Origin of the sequence: Pseudomonas sp. TE3-3-F2023, from assembly GCF_036784815.1 — a bacterium.
In the GTDB taxonomy this organism is placed as follows: Bacteria; Pseudomonadota; Gammaproteobacteria; order Pseudomonadales; family Pseudomonadaceae; genus Aquipseudomonas; species Aquipseudomonas pudica.
Map to the genome: position 1 here is coordinate 3,079,513 of NZ_CP145113.1, position 17,225 is coordinate 3,096,737.

Genomic DNA, 17,225 nt, shown 5'->3' on the forward strand with positions numbered 1-17,225 from the left:
CATGCGCCTGCTGCTGGTAGAAGACGACGCCGCGTTGGGGGAGGGGATCTGTGACGGCCTGCGCCGCGAGGGCTATACCCTCGACTGGTTGCAGGATGGTGCCAGCGCCCTGCATGCCCTGTGCCACGAGGAGTTCGACCTGGCCATTCTCGACCTGGGCTTGCCGCGCCTGGATGGCATCGAGTTGTTGCGGCGCCTGCGTGCAGCCGGGAAGAGCCTGCCGGTGCTGGTGCTGACCGCCCGCGACGCCACCGAGGACCGCATCGCCGGGCTGGACGCCGGCGCCGACGACTACCTGGTCAAACCCTTCGACCTCAACGAACTCAAGGCCCGCTTGCGGGCCTTGCTGCGGCGCAGCAGCGGCCGCGCCCGGGTGCTGATAGAGCATGCCGGTGTGTGCCTGGACCCGGTCAGCCAGCAGGTGCACTACCAAGGCCAGCCGGTGGTGCTAACGCCCAAGGAATACCTGCTTTTGCACGAACTGCTGGCCCAGCCGGGCAAGGTGTTCACCCGCGAACGCTTGACCCAGTTGCTGTATGGCTGGGATGAAGAGCCGGAAAGCAACACCCTGGAAGTGAATATCTATCACCTGCGCAAGAAGCTGTTCAACAGCCTGATCCGCACCGTGCGCGGAATCGGCTACCTGGTGGAACGCAAGGCATGAGCTCGCTGCGCCAACGTACCTTGTGGCGGGTGATGCTGCTGTTGCTGGTCGGCAGCGGGTTGCTGGCGCTGTACAACTACCACGACAGCCGCCACGAAATAAACGAGGTGTACGACGCCCACCTGGCGCAGAACGCTCGGCTGTTGCAGGGCATCATGAGCCTGCCGGTGCAGGAACAGAGCCGTGACGAGCTGTACCGCGCCTTCGACGAGGCCTTGAGCAAGGCCGGGCACCACAAGGTGGGGCACCGCTACGAGAGCAAGCTGGCCTTTCAGGTGTGGGCCGACGACAACGGGCTGCTGGTGCATACACCCAGCGCCCCCCAGCTGGAGCAGGCACCGCGGGTGCCAGGTTTTGCCGATGTGGTGGTGGAAGGGCGCCGTTGGCGCAGTTTCGTCCTGCCGGTGCCGGAAAAACACTGGGTGATCTGGGTGGGCGAGCGCAACGACGTACGTGACGACCTGATCGAACGCATCGTGCGGCACACGCTGTTGCCCTTCCTGTTCGGCAGCCTGGCCCTGGCCTTGCTGGTGTGGGCGGCCATTGGCTGGGGGCTGAAGCCGCTGCAGAACATGGCCAGGGTGATCCGCGCTCGCCACGCCGAGTCGCTGGAGCCGCTGCAGTTGGTGCCGCTGCCGAAGGAGCTTGAACCGATGCAGGCGGCGATCAACCGCCTGCTCGGGCAGATCGATGACTTGCTGCGCCGCGAACACCGTTTCATCGCCGACGCTGCCCACGAGATGCGCACGCCCTTGGCCATCCTGCGCCTGCATGCGCAGAACGCGCTCAATGCAGACAGCGCTGCCGAGCGGGACAAGGCCCTGCAGTTCCTGATGGGCGGTGTCGACCGCCTTGCCCGGGTGGTCAACCAGCTGTTGACCCTGGCTCGCCTGGAGCCGCGTCCAGGCCGCCGTGACTGGCCGCGGGTGGACCTGGAGGGCGTGGTGGCCGAAACCCTGGCCGAGCTGACCCCATGGATTCTGGAGCGCGGGCTTGAGCCTTCGCTGGACATCGCTGCAGGCGACTACCACTTGCACACTGACGCGGGCTTGCTGGGTATCGCCTTGCAGAACCTGGTGGCCAATGCCGTGGACCATTCGCCGGCAGGCGGTCGGGTTACGGTGACACTGCAGCGCGAAGGGCAGGCCTTGCTGGTCAGTGTCGACGACGAAGGGCCGGGCATTGCCGAGGTGGACCAGCAGCGGGTGTTCGAGCGTTTCTACAGCAAGGGCTCGACCAATGGCGCCGGGTTGGGTTTGTCGATCGTCAGCACCATCATGACCCGCCTGGGTGGCAGCGTGCAGTTGCGCAACCAGGCGCCCCACGGGTTGCGCGCGACCTTGCGCCTGCCCGTGGGGCCCTGAACGTTGCTAGTGTTTCTGTAGGATCTGGATCAGGTTGCCGCAGGTGTCATCGAACACCGCTACGGTGACGGGCCCCATGGCGGTAGGCGGCTGGGTGAACTGCACGCCCGCCGCGCACAGCCGGGTGTATTCGGCCTGGATGTCGCGCACGCCGAACGAGGTGGCGGGGATACCGTCCTGCTTGAGTGCGGCCTTGTAGTCCTTGGCGGCCGGGTGCGCGTCGGGTTCGAGCAGCAGCTCGACGCCGTTGGGGTCGTTGGGGGAGGTCAGCGTCAGCCAGCGGTGTCGGCCCATGGGCATATCGTGCTTGGGCTCGAAACCGAGTACATGGTGGTAGAAAGCCAGGGCTTTGGCCTGGTCATCGACGAGAATGCTGGTGACCACGATCTTCATGAATGCACGCCCTATGCCTGGAACCGTTGAGTATCAGTAAAGACAATCGGGGGCGTTTGGCCAGGTCTCTCTCGGGCGCCTGCGAATATCACGATGCGGTCCGACAGCATTTCTCTTTCCGGTCGAAGTTCCAGATGGGTTGGTGGCAATGGCGGCTGTAGCTTCGATCGGGCAATACCACACAACCCAAGGAGTGAACCCCATGCAAGAAAAACCCATGAACGAGCCAGACGACACTCTCGACCAGGAACAGCTGGAAAATGCAGAACCGCAGGCAACACTGTCCCGGCGCAAGCGCGGTATAGGGCCCGTAGTCGGCATGCCCTGCGCGCCAGGGTACAAATTGATTGGTGATGACTGTGTAATCGCTAATATCGATTTCGAGTGAAGCAATGGGGGGCGCCCGGCGCCCCCTTCGTAAAAACCTGCTCAAGCCATAGGTAAATCCTTCATTACCCGCCCCCCAACCAGTCGCTGCCAAGGGTAAAGTGACAGGCATGATCCCAGCGCGCCCAGACCGGCGTCAGAGAGGTGCCCGTGGCGGCCTACACATTGCGACAACTCAAGTACTTCGTCACCACCGTGGAAGCCGGCAGCGTGGCCGAGGCTTCACGCCAGCTTTACATCGCCCAGCCTTCCATCTCCACGGCCATCAAGGGCCTGGAGGAAAGCTTCGGTGTGCAGCTGTTCATCCGCCACCACGCTCAGGGTGTGTCACTGACGCCCAGCGGCAAGCGCTTCTATGCCAAGACCAAGTCGCTGCTGCAGATGGCCCACGAATTCGAGCAGAACGCCCTGGCCGACAACGACACCGTGGCCGGGCAAATCGATATTGGCTGCTTCGAAACCGTGGCCCCGCTGTACCTGCCGCGCCTGATCGCCGGCTTTCGCCAGCGTTACCCGGGGGTGGATATCCGCCTGCGCGACGGCGAACAGCAGGACCTGATCCAAGGCCTGACCGCAGGTACCTTCGACCTGGCGTTCCTCTACGACCATGACCTGGACGGCACCATCGAGGCCGAGCCGCTGATGCCGCCGCAGAAACCCTATGTGCTGCTGCCCGAGAACCACCGCTTCGCCGGCCAGGCCCAGGTGTCGCTGCGCGACTTGTGCCCGGAGCCGATGATCCTGCTGGACGTTGCCCCCAGCCGTACCTACTTCGTCAGCCTGTTCAACGAAATGGGCCTTACGCCCAACATTATCTTCAGCTCACCGTCGATCGAGATGGTGCGCGGCATGGTCGGGCAGGGCTTCGGTTTTTCGCTGCTGGTAACGCGGCCTCACTCGGAGTACACCTACGACGGGCAACGCCTGGCCATGCTGGATATTGCCGAGCCAGTAGCGCTGTCAGGGCTGGCGGCAGCCTGGTTGAAGCGAGTGCAACTGACCAAGCCGGCGCAGCTGTTCGTGGAGTTCTGCCGGGAGCAGCTGGCGAAGTTCTGAAACGGGCACGCCATGCAGGAGCGTGGCGTGCCCGGCGGTCAAGGGCTGACCTGATAACCGCGCCCTTGCAGGCACCCGGCATAGGCACTGGCATGAGCCTGGGCTTTCGCTTCGTCCTGGCCGCGCCGGTCCTGACGGCGGTCCTGACGCTGGCGCATGCCACCGACCGCAGCACCGGCGGCAGCCACTTCGCCCGCGCGGTTCTGCCGGTATTGCTGCTTGGCATCGTCACCAACCCGGTCATACAGCTCGTCGTGCTGGTTGCCGCGCACCTGCGCGCCTGCCGCACCGGCAACCGCGCCGGCGGCGGCACCGCGTACCCGGCCACCGACATGGGGGGCGCTGGAGGTCGCGGCACTGTTCGCGGCATTGGTCGCGACGGTATTGCAGTCATTGATATCCAGTTGCATCTGCTGGCTGCTCTGGCCCTTGAGCGGCACCACCGACTGCGCCTGGGCTGCCGACGCTGCGCACAGCAGCACCAGCAGGCAACTCCACGTGAACGTACGCATGGCAAACCTTCAGCAAGTGGGGATCCCGTTTCAGAGGATAGTCCGGCTTTGCTGCCCCTGATGGCAGTTTCGCCGGGATGGTCTAAACCGGATATCAGATGTTGTTCGCCTGCATATGACGGCCTGAACCCAGGCTGCCTGTGGAACCGCCATGAACCAGACTCAGCACCTGATCATCTGTGAATACTGCGACACGGTGTACCACCGTGCGCCGTTGCTCAAACACCAGCGCGCCGTATGCCCGCGCTGTGGCGGCGTGCTGTACCGGCACACCTCGCTGACCGTGCAGCAGCGGCTGGCCCTGAGCGTGACGGGTGGCATCCTGCTGGTGTTCGCCAACTTCTACCCGGTGATGACCATCGGCATGCAAGGGCTGACCCACTCGGCGACGTTATGGGACTCGGTACAGATTCTCAGCCAAGGCAGTATCACCTTCATCGCCCTGGTCATGGCTTTGGCGATCATCTTCGCGCCGGTACTGCAGATTACCCTGTTGTGCTGGCTGCTGAGTTTCGCCCTGGCCGGCCAGCGCGCCCCCGGCTTTGCCGTGTGCATGCGCAGCCTGGAGAGCTTGCGGCCATGGAGCATGCTGGAGGTGTGCCTGCTCGGGGCGATGGTGGCCGTGATCAAGCTGGCGGGGCTGCTCGATGTGATCCCCGGCATCGGCCTGCTGGCCCTGGCCGCGCTGAGCATGCTGATCATCCATGTCGCCGGCAAGGACATCCGCGACTTGTGGGAGCAGGTATGAATACCCCGGCCAGCGCCGATGATCTGGGACTGTGCCTGTGCCATGGCTGCGGTCAGGCCTGCGAACTGGGCAGCGGCATGCACACCTGCGAGCGCTGTGGCGCCGCGATTCATCGGCGCAAGGCCAATGCCATCAGCCGCGGCTGGGCATTTCTGCTGGCGGCCCTGGTTTTCTACATTCCAGCCAATCTGCTGCCGGTGATGCGCACCGAAATGCTCGGCAGCGGCAGCGAAAGCACCATTGGCGGCGGCGTGCTGGAGTTCTGGGAGGCCGGTGCCTGGGATATCGCGCTGATCATCTTCATCGCCAGCGTGGGTGTACCGGCCATCAAGTTCTTCTCGCTCGGCCTGCTGCTTTTTACCGCCCAGCGCGGTTCCACCTGGGCTTGCCGACAGCGCTCGCAGCTGTACCGTTTCGTCGAGCTGATCGGCTACTGGTCGATGCTCGATGTGATGGTGGTGGCGCTGGTGGCGGCGCTGGTCCAACTGCGTGGGCTGGGCACCATCGAGCCGCGGGTGGGCATCCTGTTTTTCGGCATGGTGGTGGTACTGACCATGTTTTCTGCGATGAGCTTCGATCCACGCCTGATCTGGGATAGCCGTGCCAACGAGGGAGGTCGCATTGATGGTGCAACAGACTGACAAGCGCGAGGGCGCGGGGCAGGTTGAGGTGCACACCCGGCGCTGGAGTGTGTCGCTGGTATGGATCGTGCCGATACTGGCGATCCTGATCGGCGCTTCGCTGGTGGTGCGCAACTGGATGCAGCAGGGGCCGGTCATCGCCATTTCCTTCCACACCGGGGAAGGGCTGGTGGCGCACAAGACCCAGGTCAAGTACCGCAGCGTGGTGATCGGCGAAGTCACCACGGTGGACCTGGCCGACGACAAGAAGAGCGTGGTCGCCAAGGTCCAGCTGTCCAACGACGCCCGTGCCTTCGCCACCCAGGGGGCGCGCTTCTGGGTAGTGCGGCCACGCATTGGCGTGGGTGGTGTGTCCGGTGTGGATACGCTGCTGTCGGGCAGTTTCATCGGGGCGGATTCCGGCGAGTCGAAAGTGCCGGAGAAGTCCTTTGTCGGCCTGGAGCTGCCACCGCCGATCACCTACGATGAAAAGGGCAAGCGCTTTGTCCTGACCGCCAGCGACCTGGGGTCGCTGGATATTGGTTCGTCGATCTACTACCGCAAGATACCGGTGGGCGAGGTGGTGTCCTTTGCCCTGCAGGGCGATGGCAAGGGCGTGGAGATCGGCGTTTTCGTGCAGGCCCCCTACGACAGCTTCGTCACCGCCGATACCCGCTTCTGGAACGCCAGTGGCGTCGACATGCAGATTGGTGCGAACGGCCTGAAGATCGATACCGAATCGCTGTCGTCCATCCTGGTGGGCGGGCTGGCCTTTGGCTCGCCCGATTTCGCCCCGCAGGCCGAACCCGCTGCCGACCAGGCGCGCTTTCAGCTGTTTGCCGACCGCGACACCGCCCTGGCACCGCCCAGTGGGCAGGCGCAGTACCTGCAGTTGCGCTTCGACCAGGCCATGCGCGGCCTGTCGGTGGGCGCGCCGGTGGAGTTCAAGGGTGTGGAATTTGGCCGGGTCACTTCGGTCAAGCTCGACTACGATGCCACCCGGCAGAGCTTCCCCGTGGTGGTCGATGCAGTGATCTACCCGCAGCGGCTGGGGCCGGTGCACCACAAGATGCTGGCCGTGTTCAAGCACGCCGAAGGCGACATGGATGGCGCGCGGAGGCTGATCGGCACTTTCGTCGAGCACGGCCTACGGGCCCAGGCGCGCAGCGGCAACCTGATCACCGGGCAGATGTTCATTTCCCTGGACTTCTACCCCGATGCCCCCAAGGTGGCCTTCGACAAGACCGCAGACCCTATCACCATACCCACATTGCCCGGCAGCCTGGAGCAGTTGCAGGAGCAGTTGCAGCGTGTGGTGGAGCGCATCAGCAAACTGCCGCTGGAGAGCATCGCCAACAACCTGGATGGCAGCCTGCGAGAGTTGCGCGCCAGCCTCAAGCAGTTCAATGGCCAGACGCTGCCGGACGTGAAGGTGGCGCTGGACGAGGTGCACAAGACCCTGCGCACCGCCAATTCGGCCATTTCCGAGGACTCGCCGCAGCGCGAGCGGATGGGCGAAACCCTGGACGAACTGGAGCGCATGTCACGTTCGCTGCGTGACCTTGCCGATTACCTGGGCCGGCACCCCGAGTCGCTGATACGCGGCCGGCCGAAAGCGGCCGCTGCCGCCGACCTTGAACCCTGAGGAGACAGCCGATGCATCGACTGCGCAATGTGTGTGGCGCCGGCCTGCTGGCCGTGCTGTGGGGCTGCAGCAGTACCCCGAACAACTATCACACGCTGGTACCGAGCGAACCGGTGCGCGACGGTGGCCAGCGCATTCAGGTGGCGAGGGTGGCCGTGCCGCCGCAGGTGGACCGCCCGCAGTTGGTGGTGCGACAGGGGCAGAGCGGCCTGGCCATCCTCGAGACGGAGTGGTGGGGGGCCAACCTGGTGGATGAGTTCCGCAGCGCCTTGCAGGACCAGTTGGGCGGGCCGGTGGGTGGCGGCAAGGCGTTGCTGCGGGTGGACGTGCAGCGCTTCGATAGCGTGCCGGGGCGCTATGCCTCGCTGGAGGCGGTATGGCGCCTGACGCGCTCGGGCGAAGCCGAACTGACCTGCCGTACCTCGCTGCAGACGCCCGCGGACAACAGCATCGCCAGCCTGGTCAATGCCCACCAGGCCAACCTGCGCAAACTGGCCGAGGCGGTGCGGGGGAGTGCCCGGCATCGCAGCTGTTCTGCATCCTGAGCAAGCAATCAGTTCAGGCGTCCAGCATTCTGTGTCTTGCCACTACTGACCGTCTCCCGCAACCGCTCGGCCTTGTCCAGCGGCAGGTGGTCGAACTCGCGCAGGCCATCCTTGCGGTACGGGTCGCCAATCCAGCGTGGTGCCACCACGAATTGCGGGCTCACCAGGCTCTTGGCCGGTTCGTAACGGTCATAACTCAGCCCGGCCAGGTCGGACAGGGTATGGATCAGGTGCGAGCTGCTGTAGGGGCGGTCGGCCATCGCTTGCAAGTCGCGGGGGTGCCCGGCCTGCCAGCTGGGCGAAGTCCACAGCAGGAAGGGAATGGTGTACATCGGCCGGGTCGGCGCGCCTTCGTTGCGCCCCAGGCGGTCGTGGTTGCCAGAGCTGTACACCTCTTCGCCATGGTCGGACAGGTACAGCAGGAAACCATTGGGGTTGCCGGCCGAGTAACGCTTGATCAGGCTCGACACCACGTAGTCGTTGTAGCGCACCGCGTTGTCGTAGAAATTGTAGGTTTCCACCTGGTCATCGGTCAGCTTGCCGGGCACCCCCTGGCGGTCGTTGAAGTGCGCGTAGTCGTTCGGGTAGCGGTAGCGATAATCCATGTGCGTACCCAGCAGGTGCACGATGATGAACTTGTTTGGCGCCGGGTCCTGCAGGGCCTCCTCGAACGGTGGCAGCACCACGTCGTCGTACTGCCTGGCATTCTGGTTGCGCTGGTTGTTCAGGTACACCGGCGCGTCCGTCTGTTGCGAGAAGGTGGTCAGCATGGTGTTGCGCTTGGTCATGGTCTGCTGGTTGGTGATCCAGAAGGTCTTGTAGCCGGCCTGCTTCATCAGGTTGATCAGCGACGGGGCGGTGAGGAAGCGGTCCGGGTTCTGCTCGTCGCCGAAGGTGAGGATCTGCTGCATCACTTCGATGGTGTACGGGCGTGGCGACACCACGTTGCGGAACACCGTCAGGCCCTTGTCGCTGGCGGCCAGCGCGTCGAGGTTGGGCGTGGTGTCGCGGTTGTAGCCGTAAAGGTGCATGTGCTCGCGCGTGGTGGATTCACCCAGCACCAGCACCAGCGTGCGTGGCGCTGCACCGCTGCTGTCACGCAGGTTCTGCAGGGGCGGCAGCGCGGCATTCTGGGCCAGCAGCTCCTGCATGTTGTCCAGCTGCTGGCGGTACTGGCGGTAGCCGACCAGCAGTTGCCAAGGCACGGCGGGTTCCATGCGCTGCTGCACCTTTTCTGCCGCATCGGCGAAGCTGCGCTGCTGGGTTACCATCTGCTTGTAGAACGGGTACACCAGGTTGGCCAGCAACAGCAGGGCGACCACCGGCAGGCGACTGCGCAGCGGCAGGCTGACCGGGCGTACGCGCTTCCACAGCAGCACTGCCACCAGCGTGTATAACAGCAATGCCAGGCCCAGCCAGGCGCTGAAGTACTGGCTGAAGTACTCACCGGCCTCGGCGGTGTTGGACTCGAACATCACGAAGATGACGCTTTGCGAGAACTCCTGGCGATAGATACCGAAGTAGCTCAAGCCCACCAGCGAAGCAGCCCACAGCACCAGGCCGATGACCGCTGCCGTGGCGCGAGTGAAGCGCGGTAGCAGCAGTACCGGGGCCAGCCACAGGCTGCTGAGGAAGAATGCATCGCGAAAACCGGCGAACCCGGTGGTACCACTGAACAGCAGCAACGCCTGGGTCACGCCCGAGAAGTACCAGAAGAACAGCAAAAGCCAGCCCAGGCCGGCCCAGTCCACGCGTTTGAGCGAGGAGGGGGATGCAGTGTGTGACACGTATGCCTCGTCGTAGCTTGGCGGCCAACGGATGTGCCCGTGGCCGGAAAGGGCGTGACGCTAATCTGCCGAGCGTGAAAATAACGTCAACGAGACGCTGGCCCAGGCAAGGTATGATGTGTTCCGCCAAACCGGACTGACAGGTCGAGTGAAAATGAACCGTCGCAAGAAGATCAAGCAGCTACTGCAGGCGCATGCCAAGAAGGCCAGCGCCAAGCTGGCGCCGCGCAAGCCCAAGTACATTTGCAAGGCCGACCGTTTGAAGATGGAAGCCGAGGCGGCGGGGGATACCCCCACCTGACAGACTGGCGCGGACCTTGTAGCAGCGGTCTTGTGTCGCGATCGGGCCGCAAGGCCACTCCTACAGGGGGCGCGTTGGCGGCTTGCGATCAACGGCGATAGTAGCGGTGGTCATCATGGTAGCGGTGGTGCATGGCCCGCTCATGGCGGTGCTCCCAGTCGCGGCGCCGCTCCCAGTCGCGTCGGCGTTCCCAGTCTCGCCGGCGCTCCCAGTCACGGCGGGCCTGCTCGCGGCGCCACTGTTCGCGGCGCCAGTCGCTGCGGTGGTCATGCCAGCGGTCGTCATCGTGGGCCAGCAGCGTGGCTGGCTGTTCGTCGGCAATACTGGCCACCCTGGACCAAGGGTTGCCAGCAGGCTGCAACGGTGATTCAACCGCCGGGGCGGCTACTTCGGGCGCCTTCATTTGTGTTGCCGATGCCGTGCCCATTGCCGCGAACGAGAACAGGCCGAGCAGCATCAACCTAGCGACATGTATTTTCATGAGCGAAGCCAACCTCTGATAACAATTGAGCCATTTGGCCAGCAGGTGGTCGGCGAACCTTCTCTCGCGTTCCGCTACCTTTCTGTGCCTCCCACATAGACCGGTAAACGGGAAAAAGTTCGCAGCGGCAACAAGTTGTAGGATTTTTTTCTACCGGGTGTATGGCGTGGTGAAGTCCGGCGAGCGCTCATTTACCATGGCGGCTGTTTTCAGCCATTACCAAGGAAACCCGCCATGAGCGCCCCTCAGTTTCGCACCCCCACGGCCGCCGACGCCGAACGTTGCTACGCCATCGAAATCGGTGCCTATGAAGGCGATGAGGCGGCCACGCTGGAGAAGATCCGCACCCGCATCGCGCAGTATCCGCAGGGCTTCCTGCTGCTGGAAAGCGCGGGTGAGATCGTCGGTTTCATCAACAGCGGCTGCGCCCACGAAGTGGTGATGTCCGACGAGGCATTCAAGGAACTGGTCGGGCATGACCCGGCGGCGCCAAACGTGGTGATCATGTCGGTGGTGGTGGACCCGGCACACCAGGGCCAAGGCTACGCTAAGCGGTTGATGGATGAATTCATCGCACGCATGAAAGCTGCGGGCAAGCTGACCATTCACCTGATGTGCAAGGAGCAGCACGTGGCGCTGTACCAGAAGCTGGGGTATCAGTACATCAAACCATCGCCATCGGACCACGGCGGCATGGCCTGGCATGAAATGGTCATGGTCCTCTGATAGGCAATGGGCCGCAGGGCGGCCCAAATGGCAGCTTATTCGCCGCTGACCAGCTGGCGTGCCAACTGGTTGTGGCGCTCCAGCACCCGTGGCAGGTCGACCGTGGCCAGCTGGCCATCCTTCACCACCACACGGCCATTGATGACACTGGTGTGCACCTGGGTCGGGGTGCAGAACACCAGCGCCGCCAACGGGTCGTGGTGGCCGCCGGCATAGGCCACGTGGCCTAGGTCGAAGGCGACGAAGTCGGCCACCATGCCTGGGGCGAGGGCGCCGATGTCATCGCGATTGAGCACCTTGGCACCACCGAGCGTTGCAATTTCCAGCGCCTCGCGTGCAGTCATCGCGTCGGGGCCGAAGCCCACCCGTTGCAGCAGCAAGGCCTGGCGCACTTCACCGATCATGCTGGCGCCATCGTTGGATGCCGAACCGTCGACCCCAAGGCCTACCGGCACACCGTGGTCGCGCATCTTGCGCACCGGGGCGATGCCCGAGGCCAGGCGCATGTTCGAGCATGGGCAGTGGGCGACACCCGTGCCGGTGCGGGCGAACAGCTCGATCCCATGCTGGTCGAGTTGCACGCAGTGGGCGTGCCACACGTCGTGGCCGACCCAGCCGAGATCCTCGGCATACTCGGCGGGGGTCATGCCGAACTTCTCCCGGCTGTAGGCAATGTCGTTGACGTTCTCGGCCAGGTGGGTGTGCAACGACACCCCGTACTGGCGCGCCAGCACGGCGGCTTCGCGCATCAGGTCGCGGCTGACCGAGAACGGCGAGCAGGGCGCCACCACGATGCGGCGCATCGAGCCGTGGCTGGCGTCGTGATAGTCCTCGATCAGGCGCTGGGACTCCTTGAGGATGTCGGCTTCCTTCTCCACCACCGAATCAGGCGGCAGGCCGCCCTGGCTGCGGCCCACGCTCATGCTGCCGCGCGCGGCGTGGAAGCGCATGCCGATCTCGTCGGCGGCATGGATGCTGTCGTCGAGCTTGCAGCCGTTGGGGTAGATGTACAGGTGGTCGCTGGAGGTGGTGCAGCCGGAAAGGATCAGTTCGGCCATGGCGGTCTGGGTCGACACCGCGATCATCTCGGGGGTCAGGCGTGCCCAGATCGGGTACAGGTTGGTCAACCAGTTGAACAGCTCGCCGTCCTGGGCTGCCGGCACCACGCGGGTGAGGCTCTGGTACATGTGATGGTGGGTGTTGACCAGGCCAGGGATGACCACCTTGCCGGCCATGTCCAGCACCACGTCGGCGTGCTGTGGCAGGGTATCGTTGGGGCCGACCTGGCGGATCAGGTTGCCTTCGATGAACATTCCGCCGTTCTTGATCTCGCGGCGTTCGCCGTCCATGGTGACCAGGAGTTGGGCGTTCTTGACCAGTAGCGTTCTTGGAGCATTTGTAGATGACATGGCTTGAGCCTGCCGCAATACGCATCGGCGATTACCGATGTCATAGGCGCATGGCATTGTAAGCAAGGTTTTTGCGGATTGTATACAGGGCCGGTGATCCTGTGCCGGCCTCTTCGCGGGCTCGCCCGCTCCCACAGGTACGGCACAGTTCTGGAATTCTGTGCAGTACCTGTGGGAGCGGGTTTACCCGTGAAGAGGCCAGTACAGGCTACCTCAATTTCAGATCAAACCGCGCCACGGCTGGCGACCCCATCCACCAACCGCGCAATCCCCAGCGGGTTGGCACTTTTCAGCGCATCCGGCAGCAGCGCATCCGGGTAGTTCTGGAAGCACACCGGTCGCAGGAAGCGGTCGATGGCCAAGGTGCCGACCGAAGTGCCTCGGGCATCGGAGGTGGCCGGGTATGGCCCGCCATGCACCATCGCGTCCGATACCTCTACGCCGGTCGGGTAGCCGTTCAGCAGCAGGCGCCCGGCCTTGCGCTCCAGCAGCGGCACCAGCGCAGCAAAGGCACGCAGGTCGTCGGGTTCGGCAATCAGGGTGGCGGTCAGCTGGCCTTGCAGGTGGCGCAGCGCTTCGGCCAGTTGCTGGGCGTCGTTCACTTCCACCACCACGGTGGTTGGGCCGAACACTTCTTCCTGCAGCAGCGGGTCGCTGTTAAGCAGCAGGCTCACGTCTGCCTGGAACAGCTGCGGCTGGGCCTGGTTGCCGGCTTGTGGCTGCCCGGCCAGGTGCTGGATGTCAGGGTGCGCCAGCAGGTGCTGCACACCGTTCTGGTAGCTGCGCAGGGTGCCGGTGTTGAGCATGGTCTGCGGCGCCTGGTCGGCCATGCGTGCCACCAGCGTGTGCACGAAGCGTTCGAACTGCGGCGACTTGATGCCCACCACCAAGCCCGGGTTGGTGCAGAACTGCCCGCAACCCAGCACTACCGAGGCGGCCAGTTCGCCGGCTACCTGCTCGCCACGGGCCTGCAGGGCCTGGGGCAGGACTATTACCGGGTTGATGCTGCTCATTTCGGCGAACACCGGGATCGGCTGCGCACGCGCAGCCGCCATGTCGCACAGGGCGCGGCCACCACGCAGCGAACCGGTGAAGCCGACCGCCTGGATGGCCGGGTGCTTGACCAGTGCTTCGCCCACGCCGGCACCATAGATCATGTTGAACACGCCTGCTGGCATGCCGCTGCCGGCCACCGCGCGGTCAATGGCCGCGGCCACGTGGGCAGCGGTGAGCATGTGCCCGCTGTGGGCCTTGAACACCACCGGGCAGCCAGCCGCCAGCGCCGAGGCGGTGTCACCGCCAGCGGTGGAGAAGGCCAGCGGGAAGTTGCTGGCACCGAATACAGCCACCGGGCCGACGCCGATGCGGTACTGGCGCAGGTCCGGGCGTGGCAGCGGGGTGCGCTCGGGCAGCGCGCGGTCGATGCGCGCACCGAGGAAGTCGCCACGACGCACCACATCGGCGAACAGGCGCAGCTGGTTGCTGGTGCGGGCACGCTCACCGCGGATGCGTGCCTCGGGCAGTGCGGTTTCGCGCGTCACATGCAGGATGAAGTCATCGCCCAGTGCGTCCAGTTCATTGGCAATGGCATCCAGGAAAGCGGCACGCTGGGCCGGGCTGGTGCTGCGATAGGCCGGGTAGGCAGCCTCGGCGGCCTGCACGGCGGCTTCGACTTCGTCGCTGGTCGCCTGGTGGAAGGCGTATGGCAGTGGCTCGCCGGTGTGGGCGTCGACGCTGTTCAGCAGCACGTCACCGTTGCCGCTGAGCTGGCCGGCGATGTGGTTCAGGCGGTGTTCGATGGACATTTCGTTTCCCGTTGGCAATGACAGTCGATGGGCTGGGACTGTAGGGGGCGAAATGCGTGCTGAATAATGATTAATGCGGATCAGATGATAACGGATCGTTATCGCAAAGGCCTTCTCCAAAAGTTTTCATCGTATGCACGGCCCCCTGTGGGAGCGGGTTCACCCGCGAACACCGGCGAAGCCGGTGCCATCCACCGAGTCGCCTGCTTCGCGGGTAAACCCGCTCCCACAGGGACCGCGCAAATGCTCGACAGCGCGCGTGTCACTCGGCCATCTGCAACTCCGGCAGCTTCACCCGGAACGCTCGGGTAAGCCCCAGCAACACCACCAGGCCCATGCCCATCCAGCACAAGCCGATGGTGAACGACAGGCTGGTCAGGCTGCTCCAGAGCCACAGCGTGCTGAGGAAGCCCAGGCCGGGAATGGCGCCATACAGCAGGTAGTTGCGAGCACCACGCAGCTTGTGGTCGATCAGGTAGTGCTTGACCACGGCCAGGTTCACCGCCGAAAAGGCGAACAGCGCGCCGAAGCTGATCATGTTGGCCACCGTGTCGAGGCTGATCACCAGGGCAATCAGCGACAGCAGGCTGACCAGCAGGATAGCCGTGGCCGGTACGCGCTTTTTCGTCACCAGCTGGCCGAAGGCACGGGGCAACGCACCGTCGCGGCCCATGGCGAACAGCACCCGCGACACGCTGGCCTGGGACACCATGGCCGAGGCGAAGCAGCCGGCCACGTAGGTGGCGGTGAAGGCGGTCACCAGCAGCTCGCCGCCAACCCGGCGCATCACGTCCACCGACGCCGAGTCCGGGTCGGCGAAGCTGCCCCAGTCGGGGAACACCATCTGTGCGCAGTACGACACCACCAGAAACAACATGCCGCCGATCAGCGACACGGCCAGGATCGCCACGGGAATGCGGTAGGTGGGGTTGCTGGTTTCCTCGGCCATGGTCGAGACCGCATCGAAGCCCAGGAACGACAGACACAGCACGGCGGCGCCGGTCATGATCAACGGCACGCTGAAACCTTCGTGGTGGAACGGCGCCAGCAGCGACACCGGCTGTGCCTGCCCACTGAGGTTCTGGATGGACAGGGCGACGAACACGATGATGAACACCAGTTGCACCACCACCAGGATCCAGTTCACCCGGGTGATCGACTCGATGCCGATCAGGTTGAGGAAGGTGACCAGGGCAATGGAACCCGCTACCCACACCCAGGCGTGGATGGCCGGGAAGTATTCCGACATGTAGATGCCGATCAGCAGGTAGCTGAGCAGCGGCAGGAAGATGTAGTCGAGCAGCAGGGTCCAGCCGGCGATGAAGCCGATGTGGCTGCCGAAGGCCTTGCGGGTGTAGGTGTAGACCGAGCCGGAGTAGGGGTGGGCCTGGACCATGCGGCCGTAGCTGTAGGCGGTCAGCAGCATGGCGGCGAGGGTCAGCAGGTAGGCGGTGGGCAAGTGCCCCTTGGTCATCTGGGTGACCAGCCCGTAGGTGGTGAAAACTGCAAGGGGGACCATGTAGGCCAGGCCGAACAGCACCAGGGCGGGCAGCCCCATGGACTTGCGGAAACGGCCGTTGCTGGCGGTGGGTTGCGACGGGCTATGTGCAGGGCTATGGGCTGTACTTGTTGTTGTATGCATTGCTAACTCCTGGAAAGGGATGCAGGACGCCGCGGTATGCGAGCGGGCTCGATACCGGTGGGTGTTGTGCAAGGAGGTCGAGCGGGTGGCTCGCAGCGCTGGGGCGGGTTGATGCTCCCACACCCCGCCGGTACCCGGAATCACCCTTTGGGGTGAGCCTGCAGAGGGCTTTGCCTGCTCACCCCAAAGGGTGATTTCGGTGTTTGCAGCGCCATGGGAGTATCTGGCCAACGACGCACCGCACTGGCGGCGGTGCCTTTACTTGAGACGGCAGGCCCACAGTGACTGATCAATTGCTTTCGCAACAGTGGTTCGAGCACCTGGCCAAGGTCACCGAGGCGATCGGCCGGCCGGGCTTTGCCGCCAATCTCTTTGCTGCTCTTGGCGTGATCCGGCCTATCCAGGCGACCACGGTATACCTGTACCCCCACGACGGCATGCCCTGCGCGCTGTTCGAGCAGGACGACAAGGCGCCCTGGCAGCCCGAGGGCAATGTCAGCCGCTACCTGTCCGGCTTCTATCTGCTCGACCCGTTCTACGGGGCCTGTGTGGAGCAGGTCGAGTCCGGTTGCTATGGCCTGTTCGAAGTGGCGCCCGACCACTTCGAGGTCAGCGAGTACTACCAGTCGTTCTACCGGCACTCGCACCTGGAGGACGAGCTCAACTACATCCTGCAGGTCGCACCCGGGCAGAGCCTTGCGGTATCGCTGGCGTTCACCGAAAAGCTCGATGGGCAAACCCGTGCGCTGTTCGGGCGTATCACGCCCTGGGTGCTGGCGGTGCTCGGCAAGCACTTCGCCGGGCTGGACAGCCGCACCGGGCGCTTCGAGAACATCCTCGAGCAGCGCATCCACGCGGCGCTGAACAACTTCGGCAGCTCGCTGCTGACCGAGCGTGAATGCCGTATCGCCCAGTTGATCCTGCGGGGCCACTCGACCAAGTCGCTGGCCGAGCGCCTGGGGGTGTCGGAGGACACCATCAAGTCACACCGCAAGAACGTCTACGCCAAGCTCGATATCGGTACCCAGTCCGAGCTGTTCTCCCTGTTCATCGACGCGCTGGCCAATGCCCAGGGCGTGCTGGGCAAGGACCCGCTGGAAAGCTACATGGGCAAGCTGCGCTGAGCGTCAGCCGCCCTGC

Annotated in this window: 18 protein-coding genes; 11 read left to right on the plus strand and 7 right to left on the minus strand. The window is 64.3% G+C overall.

The genetic code is table 11. The annotated features are described in order from the left end of the window. The first annotated feature begins 1 nt into the window (after window position 1). Together V3314_RS13960 and V3314_RS13965 are read left to right on the plus strand one after the other, a co-directional pair. Complete coding sequence (locus V3314_RS13960) at window positions 2-664, plus strand: response regulator (RefSeq protein ID WP_046613977.1); 663 nt, start codon at window positions 2-4, stop codon at window positions 662-664. Beyond that, window positions 661-2,028: an ATP-binding protein gene (locus tag V3314_RS13965; RefSeq protein WP_046613976.1), complete on the plus strand. Its 1,368-nt coding sequence runs from the start codon at window positions 661-663 to the stop codon at window positions 2,026-2,028. The genes V3314_RS13960 and V3314_RS13965 overlap by 4 nt, the downstream gene beginning before the upstream one ends. 6 nt (window positions 2,029-2,034) lie before the next feature. On the opposite strand, the gene V3314_RS13970 is transcribed toward V3314_RS13965, so the two are convergent. Beyond that, entirely contained in the window at window positions 2,035-2,421 is a 387-nt protein-coding gene (locus V3314_RS13970) for a VOC family protein (protein ID WP_046613975.1), read from the minus strand. A gap of 202 nt (window positions 2,422-2,623) precedes the next feature. Here V3314_RS13970 and V3314_RS13975 point away from each other — a divergent pair, with 202 nt between their 5' ends. Together V3314_RS13975 and V3314_RS13980 are read left to right on the plus strand one after the other, a co-directional pair. After that, on the plus strand, window positions 2,624-2,809 hold the full coding sequence (locus V3314_RS13975) for a hypothetical protein (protein ID WP_046613974.1): 186 nt from the start codon (window positions 2,624-2,626) through the stop codon (window positions 2,807-2,809). A 149-nt stretch (window positions 2,810-2,958) separates the two neighbouring features. After that, a complete protein-coding gene (locus V3314_RS13980) occupies window positions 2,959-3,864 on the plus strand; it encodes a LysR family transcriptional regulator (protein WP_338459124.1) in 906 nt (301 codons plus the stop codon). Between the two features lie 38 nt (window positions 3,865-3,902). Here V3314_RS13980 and V3314_RS13985 read toward each other — a convergent pair whose 3' ends face one another. Further along, complete coding sequence (locus V3314_RS13985) at window positions 3,903-4,376, minus strand: hypothetical protein (protein WP_338459125.1); 474 nt, start codon at window positions 4,374-4,376, stop codon at window positions 3,903-3,905. Between the two features lie 151 nt (window positions 4,377-4,527). Here V3314_RS13985 and V3314_RS13990 point away from each other — a divergent pair, with 151 nt between their 5' ends. The 4 genes from V3314_RS13990 to V3314_RS14005 are packed head-to-tail and all read left to right on the plus strand — an operon-like array spanning window position 4,528 to window position 7,934. Beyond that, window positions 4,528-5,124, plus strand: a complete 597-nt coding sequence (locus V3314_RS13990) for a paraquat-inducible protein A (protein ID WP_085601355.1) — start codon at window positions 4,528-4,530, stop codon at window positions 5,122-5,124. Next, entirely contained in the window at window positions 5,121-5,765 is a 645-nt protein-coding gene (locus tag V3314_RS13995; RefSeq protein WP_046613970.1) for a paraquat-inducible protein A, read from the plus strand. The genes V3314_RS13990 and V3314_RS13995 overlap by 4 nt, the downstream gene beginning before the upstream one ends. Further along, window positions 5,749-7,389 (plus strand): MlaD family protein, encoded by a 1,641-nt coding sequence (locus V3314_RS14000; RefSeq protein ID WP_046613969.1) that lies wholly within the window; start codon window positions 5,749-5,751, stop codon window positions 7,387-7,389. Before V3314_RS13995 ends, V3314_RS14000 begins: the two co-directional genes overlap by 17 nt. An 11-nt stretch (window positions 7,390-7,400) precedes the next feature. Then, the gene (locus V3314_RS14005; protein WP_046613968.1) at window positions 7,401-7,934 is read left to right on the plus strand and encodes a PqiC family protein; all 534 of its coding nucleotides are present in this window, start codon (window positions 7,401-7,403) and stop codon (window positions 7,932-7,934) included. Between the two features lie 8 nt (window positions 7,935-7,942). On the opposite strand, the gene V3314_RS14010 is transcribed toward V3314_RS14005, so the two are convergent. After that, window positions 7,943-9,721: a phosphoethanolamine transferase CptA gene (locus tag V3314_RS14010; protein WP_338459127.1), complete on the minus strand. Its 1,779-nt coding sequence runs from the start codon at window positions 9,719-9,721 to the stop codon at window positions 7,943-7,945. A 154-nt stretch (window positions 9,722-9,875) separates the two neighbouring features. Here V3314_RS14010 and V3314_RS14015 point away from each other — a divergent pair, with 154 nt between their 5' ends. Next, window positions 9,876-10,022, plus strand: a complete 147-nt coding sequence (locus V3314_RS14015) for a DUF2986 domain-containing protein (RefSeq protein WP_023662626.1) — start codon at window positions 9,876-9,878, stop codon at window positions 10,020-10,022. Window positions 10,023-10,110: 88 nt separating this feature from the next. Here V3314_RS14015 and V3314_RS14020 read toward each other — a convergent pair whose 3' ends face one another. Next, a complete protein-coding gene (locus V3314_RS14020; protein ID WP_046613966.1) occupies window positions 10,111-10,479 on the minus strand; it encodes a hypothetical protein in 369 nt (122 codons plus the stop codon). 258 nt (window positions 10,480-10,737) lie between these two features. Between V3314_RS14020 and V3314_RS14025 the strand changes: the two genes are divergently transcribed. Then, complete coding sequence (locus V3314_RS14025) at window positions 10,738-11,229, plus strand: GNAT family N-acetyltransferase (protein ID WP_046613965.1); 492 nt, start codon at window positions 10,738-10,740, stop codon at window positions 11,227-11,229. Between the two features lie 35 nt (window positions 11,230-11,264). On the opposite strand, the gene V3314_RS14030 is transcribed toward V3314_RS14025, so the two are convergent. From V3314_RS14030 to V3314_RS14040, 3 genes are all read right to left on the minus strand, one after another. Next, window positions 11,265-12,638 carry an 8-oxoguanine deaminase gene (locus V3314_RS14030; RefSeq protein WP_338459130.1) on the minus strand — a complete coding sequence of 458 codons (1,374 nt, stop codon included), beginning with the start codon at window positions 12,636-12,638 and terminating at the stop codon, window positions 11,265-11,267. Between the two features lie 224 nt (window positions 12,639-12,862). Beyond that, on the minus strand, window positions 12,863-14,443 hold the full coding sequence (locus V3314_RS14035) for an aldehyde dehydrogenase (NADP(+)) (RefSeq protein WP_338459131.1): 1,581 nt from the start codon (window positions 14,441-14,443) through the stop codon (window positions 12,863-12,865). Window positions 14,444-14,705: 262 nt separating this feature from the next. After that, a complete protein-coding gene (locus tag V3314_RS14040) occupies window positions 14,706-16,085 on the minus strand; it encodes an APC family permease (protein ID WP_085601363.1) in 1,380 nt (459 codons plus the stop codon). Window positions 16,086-16,366: 281 nt separating this feature from the next. On the opposite strand from V3314_RS14040, the gene V3314_RS14045 reads away from it, so the two are divergent. Then, entirely contained in the window at window positions 16,367-17,209 is an 843-nt protein-coding gene (locus V3314_RS14045; protein WP_108480525.1) for a helix-turn-helix transcriptional regulator, read from the plus strand. The last annotated feature ends 16 nt before the right edge of the window (window positions 17,210-17,225 follow it).